Genomic DNA, 14,892 nt, shown 5'->3' on the forward strand with positions numbered 1-14,892 from the left:
GCTTTGCATTTCAAATCTTTGTGCAACAAAGCCGTTCTACAGCAGGATACGTTGTAAAAAAAGGGGATACTCTAGAAAAAATTGCTAAATCTAATGCTACAACTGTAAATAGAATTATAGAAGATAATAATATTCAAGATAAGAACAAGATAAAGGTTGGTCAGATTCTATTTTTTGGTGTGAGTGAAAGCTATAGTGTGAAATCGGGTGACACCTTAGCAGGAATTGCTAAAAAATTCGGCACTACTATAGAGGAAATAGCAAAAGATAATAAGATAAGTAACATAAATAATATTGCAATTGGGAAGAAACTAAAGATAAATAAATACTTGAGGCACAAACCATCTAATAGTGCTTTAAACCAAATTTTTAACAATATTGGTTTAGGTAATTTAAATTTAGATATTCTTGAGTTTTCGAAGAATCACACAGCGAAGCCGACCGGTAGTATTAGTAACAGTGCTCAACAATTTAATAATATGATTGAGTTGAGTACTCCAGTAGCAAAAGAAGCTGTTAATAATCAAAAGGTAAAAGAGCCTCCAAAAATTGATAAAAATAAAACGCAATTGAATGGGAATACAAAGGATGTGAAAGTGAAAATATCTGATGGGATGGCTGTTATTTATACATTTCAAGATATGGATTATGGCCCGTTTGAAGAGCCCAAAGAAGGATATACTGTTTTCTATGATCATTTAGGTAACAAACTTTTTAGCTTCAAATCAGGAAGTAGAGTGTCTAGTAAAGCTAAAAGTAACGCTGATGGGATGTTCACTGGATTTTATACAATTATTTCCGGTGGCACTAGGACAAGTCAATTGGGGGCAGCATATGGAACTACAAAAATTCGTAGTACTGATACAAGGGCTCGTTGGGTTCATGGAGGAGGCTCTGGCTTAAAAGATCCTTACGCTGAAAAGCAGGGCTGGCGCGTTACAATGGGTTGTACTCGTGCGCAGAACAAGGATGTTGAAAATTTGGCAGAAAAAATCATAAACTTTCAGCGTCAATATCCTAATATAAAAATTAAATACATTCGCGATAAAAAAGGAACTTACCCTAAATGAGAAAAAATAAAATGAATTATATCTTTTTTCCTTTTTTAATGACAATTAGTACTTGTATTTATGCTGATTTTGGATTGATTCAAGATAAAGACGGCTATGTTAATGTTCGTGAATCGGCAGATTTGAGCTCTAAGGTTATATCTAAACAGAAGAATGGAGAAATAGTTTCATGTGTGGATGATATTGTGAATAATTTCTGTTTTATTAACTCATCGTCTGGTGTGAATGGTTATATTTATAATAATAGAATTAATAGATTTGATAGTTATAACAAAATAAAATTAAAAAAATATGATGTTAAAACTGTTTTATATAGGAATTCTTTATATACAGTTGAGATCTCATCGAAGGATGCGGATTTGAATTCAAAAAATTATTCCAAAAGCCTAAAGGGGAGCGAGTTATATAGTTTGTATAAAGGGAAGGCTTTTTATGGTACGGATGGTGACCTCCCTACTGTAAACTTTCTTCAGTTGAACAGAATTGTAGTTAAGATCCAAGAGCAAAAAATCATTATTAATTCAGATCAATTGGAAAACTATTTTTTTCCAAAAGATGGGCTCAGTAGTAAGAATGAACTTGCTGATTTTCAGATTTATCAGAAAAACAATGATTTATACATAATCAACTCATTAAGTAGTGGTGGGGCTGCTCAATATAATATTGCATTACATATTAAAGATGGGAAGTTAGTGAAAAATAGCGTATGGAAAGCCGAATTGTAAAAGATTAGCTTAACTACAGTAGGCCATTACTGTAGTTAAGCATGGCTTTGTTGCACAAAGATTTTATAACTATATGATTTTAAAAGTTTTGATTATTTTTTGATCTAAAATTAAATTTATTTAAATCAGATGCTTACATATTTATGCAACAAAGCCGTTAAGCATTAAAAAATCACCCTTCCAAAACTTCTTCCAACAGCTCCTCACTCGGCGCAAAATAATAAGCACCATCCACAGGAGTCACAAAATGAAGCATACGGTCATGGATTCCATCACCACTGGTGCCAAACATTCGCAGTAACATCGCATCAATAATGCTTAAGTCTTTCGTATAGGCAATAAAAAATAAACCTTGCTCACCTTTACCATCGCCATAAGGAAGCGAGTGACGTAGGATTTCCATTTCCTCGCCTTCATCATCTTCAACCACGACGCGTGCAACGTGAGAATTTTCAGGCTTAACGTCATCATCTAGTTCAATACTTTCAAGTTTTGTCCTTCCAAAGACTTGCTCTTGAGCATCAACTTTTAATTTTTTCCACTTTTCCAAATCATGGCAATAGCGTTGCGCAAAGATAAAAGAGCCATCTGCGAATACTCCTGCATCTTCACTTAATAAGGTCGTTGCAGCACGATCATCAGGAAACTGCGGGTTTTCAGTACCATCAATAAAACCAGTCAAATCTCGACCATCAAAATTGCGGAAACAGACTCGTTCATCTAAAACATCAACTTTATCTTGGATACCTTCAAAGAACGATTGACTAAGGGCAAAACAAAGATCGGTACGCTGAGCCGCAATATGAATTAAAACATCCGCAGGTGAAACAGGCATATTGAAAGAGCCATAAATGGGCTCTAGCTGTTTAAACCCTGCAGGCGCTGTAGGATGAAGTTGTGCCCAAAGTTCAGGACCAAAAGCAACAGCCGTTTTAATTTGCGCATTTGGATGTTGGGTAATAAGACGATCACGGGTGGAAAATAAATCTTCTAATTTTTCTTTCAGTTCTTCAATACTTAAATCTTTTAAACGTAAAACAATAAAACGGGCATGATCTGAAGGTAATGGCAGAATTACAGATTGGGCGGTCATTCATGGCTCCTAAAAAAATTGTTATTTCTATTGGCTGCACTTATTGTGCCTTATGCAGTTTCAGCTTCATAGCCTTAAGTGATAAATTCATTGATGAATAATAAACCCTAAAAGCATGAAAGATCATATAATCTAAAGGTCATTTTTTTCTCAATACCACTATGTCATTTCAAATTTGGCTTGGCTTTGTACTTGCATGTTGGATCATTAGTATTTCTCCAGGGGCAGGGGCTATTGCGTCCATGTCGAGTGGCCTCAACTACGGTTTTCGGCATGGTTATTGGAATGCGTTGGGTTTACAACTCGCCTTGTTGGTGCAAATCGGTATTGTGGCGGCTGGGGTAGGGGTGCTCTTTGCCACAACGCCTTGGGCATTTTGGGCCGTGAAGTGGTTTGGTGTGGCTTATTTATTGTATTTGGCTTATTTACAATGGATGGCACCCATCCAATCGATTGAAATTCAACAAGAACAACCGACTAAATCACGCTCTAAATTGGTGATGTATGGCTTTTTGATCAATATGAGCAATCCCAAAGCAATCGTATTTTTATTGGCAGTTTTACCGCAATTTTTAGATTTGTCTAAGCCGCAGTGGAGTCAATATGCGGTGATGGCCGTCACGATGGTTACGATTGATTTGATTGTGATGGCAGGATATACGGGATTGGCAGCGAAAGTTTTAAAACTCTTAAAATCCCCGCGACAGCAAAAATATCTAAATCGTACTTTTGCAGTGTTGTTTGCCTGTGCTGCAAGTTTATTGAGTTTAGTGCATCAGTAATTTTGTTTAAATAAATCTTCTATAGTTTGATACAGAAACTCAGTTAATTTGTATAACTCTTGCAGATCGGTAAGATGATTATGATTTTCTGCATTTTCATATGCATATCGAGTATGTTCGAAAAGTTTTCGATTTCGCTCAAGAAGAGTTCTTGGATCTCTACTAAATTGATTTGAATATTGATTATTTATATATTGATATAGTTCGGAATCTTTTTTTGAAAAATAATCGAATAAACTGTATAAGTCATGCCCATTTTTATTATTGGTTTGAATTTGTCTATAGGTGGGTAATATTAAAAAAGGTTCATCATTATTAGGGTGGTTAGACCTTTGGGTTTTATTTTCAGTGTCTAAGCTTTTAAAAAAATGTTCTATAGCTAATGCTAATAGCGTTAATATTGGATACGGCTTAAATTCTTTTGAGTTATATGCTAGTTGAGCTATCTGAAAATAATCTCTTCCATGTGTAAATATATCGCTATCCTGAAAAATATAACGATTTTTTAAACTATTTTTTAACTGTTCATCAGACATAATTATTTTCTCAGTATTGGGGTTTACATTTTTTATATAATTTGAATGTTTACGAGTAAAGCCATGCGATTTCATGGCTTTAATTCATGCCCAATTTTTTAAGTGATCTTTTTAAACTTCTGCGCGATAAAAATCAGCGCAAACAGAATCGACATGGTTAAGACAATGCTGAGTCCTGTAGAAGTATTTAGCCCTGCACTGGACCATAAACCAACTGTCACCCCAATTTGCGCAATCACAAAGGCCCAAATCACCATTTGTTTTGGAGAGTGGGCAAGCAGTCGAGCGGTGAGTGCTGGAATGACAAGCAAGGCACCCATCAGTAAAGAACCCACTGCACGAAGTGCTAAAATGGTAAATAAAGCCAGTAGCAACATAAAAATCAAACGTTGCCATTTCGCACTGACACCTTCACTGACGGCCATATCAGGATCGATCGCGATCTGAATTTGAGCTTGCCAACTTTTATAAAGCACTGCGAGTGCAACAACAATAACGGTCGCAAAAACGGGCAGGTCTGTCCAAGTGATCGTGAGTAAATCACCAAATAAATAGCTGAGTAATTCAGGTCTTAAGCTTGGAATATGTTGAATAAACATCAGACCCGAGCAGAGCAAGGTTGCAGAACAGAGTGCGAGTAATGCGTCATTAGGTAAACGTGGATCATGCAAAACCCAAAGGATCGCCACCAACAAGCCCGCAATAAAAGCCACACCCATCCACAAGGGCAACGCCATTGCTCCTGCAATCGCGACACCCAGTAACGTGCCATGTGCCATGGTGTCGGCAAAGAATGACATGCGACGCCATAGCATCAAACAACCTAGTGGCGCAGTTAAAAAGACCAGAAGCGTGCCCATAATCCATGCAGGCAACAGCAGTTGTAACCATTCCATCATGAGTTAAGCTTCCGGTTCAGGGTGAATGTGTGGGCGAGCGTCATGCTGACAAGGCGTTGCACTATCACCATGTGCGCAGTGATCATGATGATGTTGATAGAACACGCGGTTGGTACCAAAAATGGCTTGATACTCAGGGTGTTGTTGCACACTTTCAGGCAGGCCACTACAACAAATGTGTTTATTCAAACACACCACACGATGAGTTCCTTGCATGACCCACTGCAAATCATGTGAAACCATGAGCACAGCACAACCATATTTGGCGGGTAAACTGCGCACATAGTCGTACAACTCAGCCTCAGACTGAATGTCTAAGCCTTGCATGGGTTCATCGAGAACCAAAATATCTGGTTGACGTAACAGCGCACGAGCCAGTAAAACGCGTTGACGCTCTCCACCTGAAAGCTGCTGTACTTTGGAGTTTTCAAGTTTGCTGATCCCCGTATCGTGGATAATTTCTTGCTTGATTGCAGGATCGCATTTTTCCAAAGCCAAAAGGTCTTTCACCCTAAGCGGTAGGCTATGTGAGGGATTAAATTTTTGTGGTACATAAGAAAACTTGAGTGGCTTTGTTGTTTTAATGTCGCCAGCATTAGGGTGCACAATACCCAACAGCACTTTAATGAGCGTGGATTTCCCTGCACCATTTGGGCCAATCAGGGTCACAATTTCCCGTTCATGTAAGACAAAATCGACATGCTTTAAAATGTCGCGTTCATCGATACGAACACTAATTTGGGAGAGTTCGACCAGAACAGGATCGAGGCTTATTTGTGGCGACACTGCTGACAAATTCCTGAAATTTCGATAATGCTGTGTTGTGCCGTAAAACCATCGGCTGCGGAAAGTGCATCGAGTTGTTGTAATAATCCTTGTGCAGAGGCTTCTGTCACTGATTTGCAATCAGTGCAAATGAGAAAGGCTGCTTGATGGCCTTCACGGGGATGGCAACACGGAATATAGGCATTAATCGAGGTGAGTCGGTGAATGAGGCCTTTTTCTAATAAAAAGTCTAAGGTGCGGTACACCGTCGGTGGGGCAGCAGGGCGGTCGGCATTGCTTTTAATTTTAGCCAACAAATCATACGCACCCATCGGGCCTGTCGCATTTAGGATCAGTGCCAAAACTTCTTTTCTTAAGGGGGTTAAGCGCGCACCAGTTGCTGCGCACAAGACTTCTGCTTCAGCCAAACGCGTCTCAACGTTGTGATGACCATGCACATCATGTAAAGCATGGTGGTGTTCGTGAGAACAAGCGCTCATAACAAACCTCAAGTGCAAAATTTATAAAAGAAAAACGACATTAAATCTTAACATGAAGCGCAGAGAGTTTCGATTAGGCATAGGTATTTTTGTCGATTTGTTATATTATAACACTAATTGTATTTCTAGTGATTGCTCCCATGTCCCGTTTCTTGGCTTTTTTTGCGTTTGCGCTGTTTAGTAGTGTTGCTTGGACGCAAGACTTGGTTGTTTCTACACAGCCGATTTACTTGATTGCACAGGAAGTGACGAAAGGCATTGAAAAACCAACCTTATTGTTGGCAGATCAATCTGGACATGATGTGAGTTTGACCCCAATGCATCGTAAAATCATTCAGGATGCAGGTTTGGTTATTTGGTTGGGACGAGCACATGAAGCACCGCTGGATAAACTCCTGACCCCCAATGATAAAGCAGTTTCTATTTTAGATTCAGGCATTATCAATGCTTTACCACTGCGCAATACTCGTGGTGATGCCTTAAAAAATACCATCGATACCCATGTTTGGCTTGACCCAAACAATGCGGTACGCATTGGTTTCTTTATTGCGGGCCTGCGTTCACAGCAGATGCCTGAGTATAAGGAGCGCTACTGGAATAATGCCAAAATCTTTGCTCAGAAAATGTTGCAAGCCTCAGCTATATATAGTCAAAGTACCCAAGCTCGCCCGTATTGGTCTTTTCATGATGCCTATCAATACATTGAGCGACCTTTAAACTTACGCTTTGCAGGCGCCTTGACAGATGACCCACATATTGCCCCTACGGTTGCGCAAATCAAATACTTAAATGACAGCCGCCCTTATTCAAAGATGTGCCTTTTGGCCGAAGTGCATGCCAGTCAAGCACAATATCAAAAGTTGAACCCATTGGTTTTCCAAGCGGTTGATGAAAGCATGACTGGGGCAGGGGATTTTGTCAGCGCGTGGAAGCAATTGGCCGATCATGTGCATAAATGTGTGCTAAATGCGCGAAAGTGACGCAAAAATTAAACAATAATTGATTAGTTTAAAAGCAATTTAAACATAGAAAAAAACTCGACTTAGGTCGGGAAAAGATTGCATGTTCAGGGGTGTAACTCTATAATGCCTGCGATTAAAAATAATCATCAGCTAAACTTGTCAAGCATGATTGTTGTGAGTGAATAAATAATGAGCCGAACTAGTCGCTTGATTGACCGACGATTAGCGAAAGCTTTAGTCCTCTTACAAGCATGTATGATTCCTGTTTCAGCCTTGATCGGCTGGGTCGTGAAAGACTCAACCGCAGCCCTGAGTGCAGCATTAGGTGCGCTCGTGTGTTGGCTTGCGACTTGCTATTTTTCATGGCAGTCGTTTCGAGCAGCAGGAGCTCGCGCTTCTAAACAAGTTCTTGCGAACATGTATAAAGGCATGATGGGTAAGTTTGCAATTGTGATTGTTGGTTTCATTTTAATTTTAAGCAATGTCAAACCGTTGTCAGCGGTGGCGTTGTTTTGTGGTTTTATGCTCGTTCAAACCATGACGTGGGTTGCTCCATTTTGGGTGTCGCGTCAACAAAAACGAGTTTAATAAGCACTACAAAAAATTGAAAAGTTTTTTAGGAGATGAACGAGATATCAAGCAGCACGCGATGTTCGTTCTCTCTATTTGTATTTGACATTGACCAGGTGTGATTTATGGCTGCTGAAGAACATGCCCTTACTTCGACCGAGTATATCAAGCATCACTTGACGAATATGACTTATGGCAAAATGCCAGACGGTTCATGGAAGTTGGCTGAGACTGCTGAAGAAGCTCAACAGATGGGGTTCACTGCTATTCACTTGGATTCAATGGGTTGGTCTATCACTCTTGGTGTGATTTTCTGTTTGTTGTTCTGGTGCGTAGCGAAAGCTGCAAACTCTGGTGTTCCAACCAAGTTCCAGTCTGCAATTGAAATGATCATTGAGTTTGTGGACTCAAGTGTTCGCGACACTTTCCATGGCAAATCACGCTTAATTGCGCCACTTGCATTGACCATTTTCGTGTGGATTTTCCTCATGAACGCAATGGACTTAATCCCAGTTGACTTTATTCCGTATACAGCTCAACTGATTGGTGCAAGTGTATTTGGTATGGATCCTCATCACGTCTACTTCAAGGTTGTACCTTCTACAGATCCAAACATTACCCTAGGTATGTCTTTATCTGTATTTGTACTGATCTTGTTCTACAGTATTCGCGAAAAGGGGATTGGTGGTTTCGTTGGCGAATTAGCACTTAACCCATTTAACCCAAGTAACCCAGTTGCAAAAGCGTTATTGATTCCAGTGAACTTAATTCTTGAATTAGTAACATTCCTTGCACGTCCAGTTTCATTGGCTCTGCGACTTTTCGGTAACATGTATGCAGGTGAGTTAATCTTCATCCTTATCGCATTATTACCGTTCTGGATCCAATGGGCGTTGTCTGTGCCTTGGGCGATCTTCCACATTCTTGTTATCACGCTACAAGCATTCATTTTTATGATGCTGACTATCGTATACTTGAGCATGGCAAGCGAAAAGCATTAATGGTAATGCTCAACTATCACTGGATGGTTGGGCGCACAATTTTTTAATTTAATTTGGTATAAACCTAACCTCTGAGGAATTATCATGGAACTCACTTTAGGTCTAGTTGCAATTGCATCTGCTATCTTGATCGCTTTTGGTGCTTTAGGTACTGCGATTGGTTTTGGTCTTTTAGGCGGTCGCTTCCTTGAAGCTGTTGCACGTCAACCAGAATTGGCTCCACAACTTCAAACTCGCATGTTCTTAATCGCGGGTCTTCTTGATGCTGTGCCTATGATCGGTGTTGGTATTGGCTTGTTCTTCATCTTTGCTAATCCATTTGTAGGTTAATCGGCTTAATTCCTAAATTAAACTATTGAGGAATAGCAATGAATATCAACCTCACATTGATTGGCCAAGCGATTGCATTTGCGATGTTTGTCGCATTCTGCATGAAATTTGTATGGCCACCACTAATCAATGCGATTAGTGAGCGTCAGCGTAAAATCGCTGATGGCTTAAACGCTGCTGAAAAAGCAAAAGCTGATCTTGCGGATGCGCAAGCTCAAGTGAAAGCTGAATTAGATGCAGCGAAAGCGCAAGCGGCTCAATTGATCGAACAAGCGAACCGCCGCGGTGCACAATTGGTAGAAGAAGCTCGTACTCAAGCGTCAGCTGAAGGTGAGCGTATTCGTCAACAAGCAAAAGAAGCTGTTGATACAGAAATCAATTCTGCTCGTGAAGAATTACGTCAACAAGTTGCTGATCTTGCAGTAACAGGCGCTGAGAAAATTCTTAGCCAAAAAGTTGATGCTGAAGCTCACAATGCCATGCTGACTCAGCTGGCTGCTAAACTTTAAGAGAGGCGGATTATGGCTGAACTCTTGACGTTGGCACGCCCGTACGCTAAAGCAGCATTTGCTTACGCTTCTGAGCAAAATGCAACTGACTCTTGGTCATCTGCATTGAACTTGCTCAGTGCTGCGGTGCAAGACGAAGCATTTTCAGCTTTCTTAACTCGCCCTGAGCTTACTCCTGCTGAGCAGGTAAGTCTTTTTGCAAAAGTATTAGGCGAAGACCAAACTGCAGCAGTGTCAAACTTTTTGACATTGCTTGCTGAAAACAACCGTTTGGCGCTTCTTCCTGAAATTTCTGCTGAATACGAGCAGCTCAAATCACAGAATAACAATACTGTGGATGTAGTGATTGAATCTGCATTCCCATTGACTTCTGTACAAGAACAATTACTTGCACATGCTTTAGAGAAAAAATTCGAAGCTGCGGTAAATGTTTCTGTAGAAGTTAAACCAGAGCTTATTGCTGGTGTTGTTATTCGTGCAGGCGACCAAGTGATAGATGATTCTGCGCTTAACAAGCTAGAAAAAATGCGGACTCGTCTTCTTGCTTAATTGCATATGAAGACTGAACTTTAAAAAGATTGAGGTATAGCGCAATGCAACAACTGAATCCATCCGAGATCAGTGCGCTCATTAAACAGCGTATCGGCGATCTGGACACCAGCGCGACCGCTAAAAACGAAGGGACCATTGTTATGGTTTCCGACGGTATTGTGCGTATTCACGGCCTTGCTGATGCAATGTACGGTGAAATGATCGAATTCGACGGCGGCTTATACGGTATGGCACTGAACCTAGAACAGGATTCAGTGGGCGTCGTTGTTTTAGGTAACTACTTAAGCCTTCAAGAAGGTCAAAAAGCTCGTTGCACAGGTCGTGTATTAGAAGTTCCGGTTGGTCCAGAACTTTTAGGCCGTGTCGTAGATGCTTTGGGTAACCCAATTGATGGTAAAGGCCCAATTGATGCAAAATTAACTGATGCTGTTGAAAAAGTAGCACCAGGTGTAATTTGGCGTCAATCAGTGGATCAACCTGTACAAACTGGTTATAAATCAGTAGATACAATGATCCCTGTAGGCCGTGGTCAGCGTGAGTTGATCATTGGTGACCGTCAAACTGGTAAAACAGCGATGGCGATCGATGCGATCATCGCTCAGAAAAACTCTGGCATTAAATGTGTATACGTAGCTATTGGTCAAAAACAATCGACTATTGCTAACGTTGTGCGCAAGCTAGAAGAAACTGGCGCTATGGCGTATACCACTGTTGTAGCAGCAGCTGCAGCCGATCCAGCAGCAATGTTGTACTTGGCTCCATACTCTGGCTGTACAATGGGTGAATACTTCCGTGACCGCGGTGAAGATGCACTAATCATTTATGATGATTTGTCTAAGCAAGCTGTTGCTTACCGTCAAATTTCATTGTTATTACGTCGTCCACCAGGTCGTGAAGCGTATCCAGGTGACGTATTCTATCTTCACTCTCGTCTTCTTGAGCGTGCTTCGCGCGTTTCTGCTGACTATGTTGAGAAATTCACGAATGGTGAAGTTAAAGGCCAAACTGGTTCATTAACTGCATTACCAATCATTGAAACTCAAGCGGGTGACGTATCTGCATTCGTACCAACGAACGTAATTTCGATCACTGACGGTCAGATCTTCCTTGAAACATCATTATTCAACGCAGGTATTCGTCCTGCTGTGAACGCGGGTATCTCTGTATCTCGTGTTGGTGGTTCAGCGCAGACTAAGATCATCAAAAAATTGTCTGGTGGTATCCGTACTGCTTTGGCGCAATACCGTGAATTGGCAGCGTTTGCTCAGTTCGCTTCTGACCTTGATGAAGCAACTCGTAAGCAACTTGAACATGGTCAACGTGTAACTGAATTAATGAAGCAAAAACAATATGCTCCATATTCAATTGCTGACCAAGCTGTTTCAATTTATGCATCTAACGAAGGCTATATGGCTGACGTTGAAGTGAAGAAAATCGTAGACTTTGATGCTGCGTTAATCTCTTACTTCCGTTCAGAAAATGCTGCGTTAATGCAAAACATCGATGAAACTGGTGATTACAACAAAGACATCGAAGCTGCAATCAAAGCAGGTATTGAAAGCTTTAAAGCGACTCAAACTTACTAATTTCAACTTCAGTTGGATTTAGTTTTGGTTTGGTTCACGGATCAACCTTCGAGGGCTCGAAAGGGCCTTCGAATACTAGGTTAAGCGTATGGCAAATTTAAAAGAAATTCGCGCCAAAGTAGCTAGTATCAAAAGCACGCAGAAAATTACTCGCGCGATGCAGATGGTAGCAGCTTCTAAGATGCGTCGTGCGCAAGAGCGCATGGCTCAAGGCCGTCCGTATGCCGAAAATATGCACCGTGTAATTGCTCACTTGGTTCAAGCGAATCCTGAATACAAACACCGTTATATGGTTGAACGCCCTGTGAAGCGCGTTGGCTATATCATTGTGTCTTCAGATCGTGGCCTTGCTGGTGGTTTGAACATTAACTTGTTCAAAAAAGTGGTTAAACACGTACAACAGCAACAAGAGCAGTCAATTGAAGTTCAATTTGCTTTAATTGGTCAAAAAGCGGTTTCGTTTTTTAAAAACTACGGCGGTAAAGTGCTGGGTGCTACGACAAATGTCGGTGATACACCAAGCCTTGAACAGTTATCTGGTTCTGTACAGGTGATGTTAGACGCATTTGATAAAGGCGAGTTAGATCGTATTTATCTTGTGTCAAACGGCTTTGTCAATGCCATGACTCAAAATCAAAAAATCGAACAACTTGTTCCTTTAGCAACTGCTGAAGAAAACAAGACCCTTAACCGTCAATACGGTTGGGACTATCTCTATGAGCCTGAAGCTGAAGAGCTTTTAAATGGCTTATTGGTTCGTTATATCGAGTCTGTGGTATATCAAGGCGTGATCGAAAACATCGCGTGTGAGCAGTCAGCTCGTATGGTTGCAATGAAAGCTGCAACGGACAACGCAGGTGATTTGATCAAGAGCCTACAACTTATTTATAACAAGCTGCGTCAAGCCGCGATTACTCAGGAGATTTCTGAGATCGTTGGTGGTGCCGCTGCCGTTTAACATTATTTTGAATTGAGGAGACAGCAATGAGTAGCGGTCGTATCATTCAGATCATCGGCGCGGTTATCGACGTCGAGTTTGAACGTAACAGCGTTCCTAAGATCTATGACGCTCTCCACGTTGATGGCACTGAAACTACATTAGAAGTTCAGCAACAACTTGGTGATGGCGTAGTTCGTACTATTGCAATGGGTTCTACTGAAGGCCTTAAGCGTGGTTTGAACGTAACGAATACTAACGCTCCAATCTCTGTACCAGTGGGTACAGCGACTTTGGGTCGTATCATGGACGTTCTTGGTCGCCCAATCGACGAAGCTGGTCCAGTTGCGACGGAAGCGCGTTTGCCGATTCACCGTCAAGCACCTTCTTATGCTGAACAAGCAGCTTCTACTGACCTTTTAGAAACTGGTATTAAAGTCATCGACTTACTATGCCCGTTCGCTAAAGGTGGTAAAGTTGGTCTGTTCGGTGGTGCCGGTGTTGGTAAAACTGTAAACATGATGGAGTTGATCAACAACATCGCTAAAGCGCACTCAGGTTTATCTGTGTTCGCTGGTGTTGGTGAGCGTACTCGTGAAGGTAACGACTTCTATCACGAGATGAAAGACTCAAACGTTCTAGACAAAGTAGCAATGGTCTACGGTCAGATGAACGAGCCACCGGGTAACCGTTTACGCGTAGCGTTGACTGGTTTGACCATGGCTGAGTACTTCCGTGACGAGAAAGACGAAAACGGCAAAGGTCGTGACGTACTATTGTTCGTAGACAACATCTACCGTTATACACTAGCAGGTACTGAAGTATCAGCACTTCTAGGTCGTATGCCATCTGCAGTAGGTTACCAACCGACACTTGCAGAAGAGATGGGTGTTCTTCAAGAACGTATTACATCGACTAAGTCTGGTTCTATTACGTCAATCCAAGCGGTATACGTACCTGCCGATGACTTAACAGATCCATCGCCTGCAACGACATTTGCTCACTTAGATGCAACTGTAGTATTGAGCCGTGACATCGCATCTTCTGGTATTTACCCAGCGATCGATCCACTTGACTCAACTTCACGTCAGTTAGATCCACTCGTAGTGGGTGCTGAGCATTACGAGATTGCTCGTTCAGTTCAAAACGTTCTTCAACGTTATAAAGAATTGAAAGACATCATCGCGATTCTTGGTATGGACGAACTTGCAGAAGAAGATAAGTTGACTGTTTACCGTGCGCGTAAAATCCAACGTTTCTTCTCTCAACCGTTCCACGTAGCTGAAGTGTTTACTGGTGCTCCTGGTAAACTTGTACCGCTTAAAGAAACGATTCGTGGCTTTAAAGGTCTTTTAGCTGGTGAATATGACCACATTCCAGAACAAGCGTTCTATATGGTTGGTGGTATTGACGAAGTAATTGCTAAAGCTGAGAAACTTTAATTAGTTACCTAATTTAGGAGATTCTCATGTCGACTATGCAGTGTGATGTTGTAAGTGTCCAAGAGTCTTTGTACTCTGGCGCTGTAACGATGCTAATTGCTAAAGGTGCTGGTGGTGAATTAGGTATTATGCCTGGTCACGCGCCACTAGTAACTTTACTCAAGCCGGGTACAATCCGTGTTCTGCTTGAAAACGGTACAGAAGAGTTAATCTATGTATCTGGTGGTGTTCTAGAAGTTCAACCGCATGTTGTTACGGTTCTTGCAGATACTGCAGTCCGTGCAGAAAACTTAGATGAAGCAGCAATTCTTGAAGCGCGTAAACACGCTGAACAATTGCTTGCAAATCAAAAGAGCGACTTGGACTCGGCTGCTGCTTTGGCTGCTCTTGCAGAAACTGCTGCTCAGTTGGAAACCATCCGCAAAATCAAAAACCGCGCTCAATAAGAGACGGTTTGAGATAAAAAAAGCCACCGAAAGGTGGCTTTTTTTATGTCTGATGATAAAAATGCGTCAATTGCTTATTTCATGATGAGTTTCTTAGTTTCTTAGTTGTCATTGTTCAAATAGACTGGAGCGGTCTGTTGCATAGGCGCAATCTTTATTTTGCATGATAGTGCTTCGTCTTTTAACT

Annotated in this window: 18 protein-coding genes; 13 read left to right on the forward strand and 5 right to left on the reverse strand. The window is 41.3% G+C overall.

The window, feature by feature from the left end:
- Nucleotides 1–1,070 (forward strand): LysM peptidoglycan-binding domain-containing protein (locus ACF8FD_RS09140; protein ID WP_392453329.1); only part of this gene is annotated, 1,070 nt, incomplete at its 5' end.
- On the forward strand, nt 1,067–1,795 hold the full coding sequence (locus tag ACF8FD_RS09145; RefSeq protein ID WP_234304211.1) for an SH3 domain-containing protein: 729 nt from the start codon (nt 1,067–1,069) through the stop codon (nt 1,793–1,795). The genes ACF8FD_RS09140 and ACF8FD_RS09145, both read left to right, overlap by 4 nt.
- Before the next feature lie 172 nt (nt 1,796–1,967).
- Here ACF8FD_RS09145 and ACF8FD_RS09150 read toward each other — a convergent pair whose 3' ends face one another.
- Entirely contained in the window at nt 1,968–2,888 is a 921-nt protein-coding gene (locus ACF8FD_RS09150) for a Dyp-type peroxidase (protein WP_279679264.1), read from the reverse strand.
- Nucleotides 2,889–3,049: 161 nt separating this feature from the next.
- On the opposite strand from ACF8FD_RS09150, the gene ACF8FD_RS09155 reads away from it, so the two are divergent.
- On the forward strand, nt 3,050–3,670 hold the full coding sequence (locus tag ACF8FD_RS09155; RefSeq protein WP_279679263.1) for a LysE family transporter: 621 nt from the start codon (nt 3,050–3,052) through the stop codon (nt 3,668–3,670).
- Here the strand turns inward: ACF8FD_RS09155 and ACF8FD_RS09160 are convergent.
- From ACF8FD_RS09160 to ACF8FD_RS09175, 4 genes are all read right to left on the reverse strand, one after another.
- Nucleotides 3,664–4,206, reverse strand: a complete 543-nt coding sequence (locus ACF8FD_RS09160; protein ID WP_392453330.1) for a hypothetical protein — start codon at nt 4,204–4,206, stop codon at nt 3,664–3,666. The genes ACF8FD_RS09155 and ACF8FD_RS09160 overlap by 7 nt on opposite strands.
- A 98-nt stretch (nt 4,207–4,304) precedes the next feature.
- Nucleotides 4,305–5,105 (reverse strand): zinc ABC transporter permease subunit ZnuB, encoded by an 801-nt coding sequence (gene znuB / locus ACF8FD_RS09165; protein WP_279679261.1) that lies wholly within the window; start codon nt 5,103–5,105, stop codon nt 4,305–4,307.
- A gap of 3 nt (nt 5,106–5,108) precedes the next feature.
- Nucleotides 5,109–5,891 (reverse strand): zinc ABC transporter ATP-binding protein ZnuC, encoded by a 783-nt coding sequence (gene znuC, locus ACF8FD_RS09170; RefSeq protein ID WP_078426299.1) that lies wholly within the window; start codon nt 5,889–5,891, stop codon nt 5,109–5,111.
- Nucleotides 5,876–6,370, reverse strand: a complete 495-nt coding sequence (locus tag ACF8FD_RS09175) for a transcriptional repressor (RefSeq protein WP_058868677.1) — start codon at nt 6,368–6,370, stop codon at nt 5,876–5,878. Before ACF8FD_RS09175 ends, znuC begins: the two co-directional genes overlap by 16 nt.
- A gap of 140 nt (nt 6,371–6,510) precedes the next feature.
- Here ACF8FD_RS09175 and ACF8FD_RS09180 point away from each other — a divergent pair, with 140 nt between their 5' ends.
- From ACF8FD_RS09180 to ACF8FD_RS09225, 10 genes are all read left to right on the forward strand, one after another.
- Nucleotides 6,511–7,350 carry a metal ABC transporter solute-binding protein, Zn/Mn family gene (locus ACF8FD_RS09180; RefSeq protein WP_062031755.1) on the forward strand — a complete coding sequence of 280 codons (840 nt, stop codon included), beginning with the start codon at nt 6,511–6,513 and terminating at the stop codon, nt 7,348–7,350.
- 171 nt (nt 7,351–7,521) lie between these two features.
- The gene (locus ACF8FD_RS09185) at nt 7,522–7,920 is read left to right on the forward strand and encodes an ATP synthase subunit I (protein ID WP_004684416.1); all 399 of its coding nucleotides are present in this window, start codon (nt 7,522–7,524) and stop codon (nt 7,918–7,920) included.
- Between the two features lie 107 nt (nt 7,921–8,027).
- A complete protein-coding gene (atpB, locus tag ACF8FD_RS09190; RefSeq protein WP_004684418.1) occupies nt 8,028–8,903 on the forward strand; it encodes a F0F1 ATP synthase subunit A in 876 nt (291 codons plus the stop codon).
- An 84-nt stretch (nt 8,904–8,987) separates the two neighbouring features.
- Nucleotides 8,988–9,233 (forward strand): F0F1 ATP synthase subunit C, encoded by a 246-nt coding sequence (atpE, locus tag ACF8FD_RS09195; RefSeq protein WP_000424060.1) that lies wholly within the window; start codon nt 8,988–8,990, stop codon nt 9,231–9,233.
- Between the two features lie 38 nt (nt 9,234–9,271).
- Nucleotides 9,272–9,742, forward strand: a complete 471-nt coding sequence (locus ACF8FD_RS09200; RefSeq protein WP_004684420.1) for a F0F1 ATP synthase subunit B — start codon at nt 9,272–9,274, stop codon at nt 9,740–9,742.
- 12 nt (nt 9,743–9,754) lie between these two features.
- On the forward strand, nt 9,755–10,291 hold the full coding sequence (locus ACF8FD_RS09205; RefSeq protein WP_004984037.1) for a F0F1 ATP synthase subunit delta: 537 nt from the start codon (nt 9,755–9,757) through the stop codon (nt 10,289–10,291).
- A gap of 44 nt (nt 10,292–10,335) precedes the next feature.
- Nucleotides 10,336–11,880: a F0F1 ATP synthase subunit alpha gene (gene atpA, locus ACF8FD_RS09210; protein WP_004684423.1), complete on the forward strand. Its 1,545-nt coding sequence runs from the start codon at nt 10,336–10,338 to the stop codon at nt 11,878–11,880.
- Nucleotides 11,881–11,968: 88 nt separating this feature from the next.
- Nucleotides 11,969–12,838, forward strand: coding sequence for a F0F1 ATP synthase subunit gamma (gene atpG, locus ACF8FD_RS09215; RefSeq protein ID WP_005401891.1), 870 nt, complete (start codon nt 11,969–11,971; stop codon nt 12,836–12,838).
- 26 nt (nt 12,839–12,864) lie between these two features.
- A complete protein-coding gene (gene atpD / locus ACF8FD_RS09220) occupies nt 12,865–14,259 on the forward strand; it encodes a F0F1 ATP synthase subunit beta (protein WP_004684425.1) in 1,395 nt (464 codons plus the stop codon).
- A gap of 26 nt (nt 14,260–14,285) precedes the next feature.
- Complete coding sequence (locus ACF8FD_RS09225; RefSeq protein ID WP_004684427.1) at nt 14,286–14,705, forward strand: F0F1 ATP synthase subunit epsilon; 420 nt, start codon at nt 14,286–14,288, stop codon at nt 14,703–14,705.
- The last annotated feature ends 187 nt before the right edge of the window (nt 14,706–14,892 follow it).

This window comes from Acinetobacter sp. TYF_19, from assembly GCF_043105125.1.
GTDB lineage: Bacteria > Pseudomonadota > Gammaproteobacteria > Pseudomonadales > Moraxellaceae > Acinetobacter > Acinetobacter johnsonii.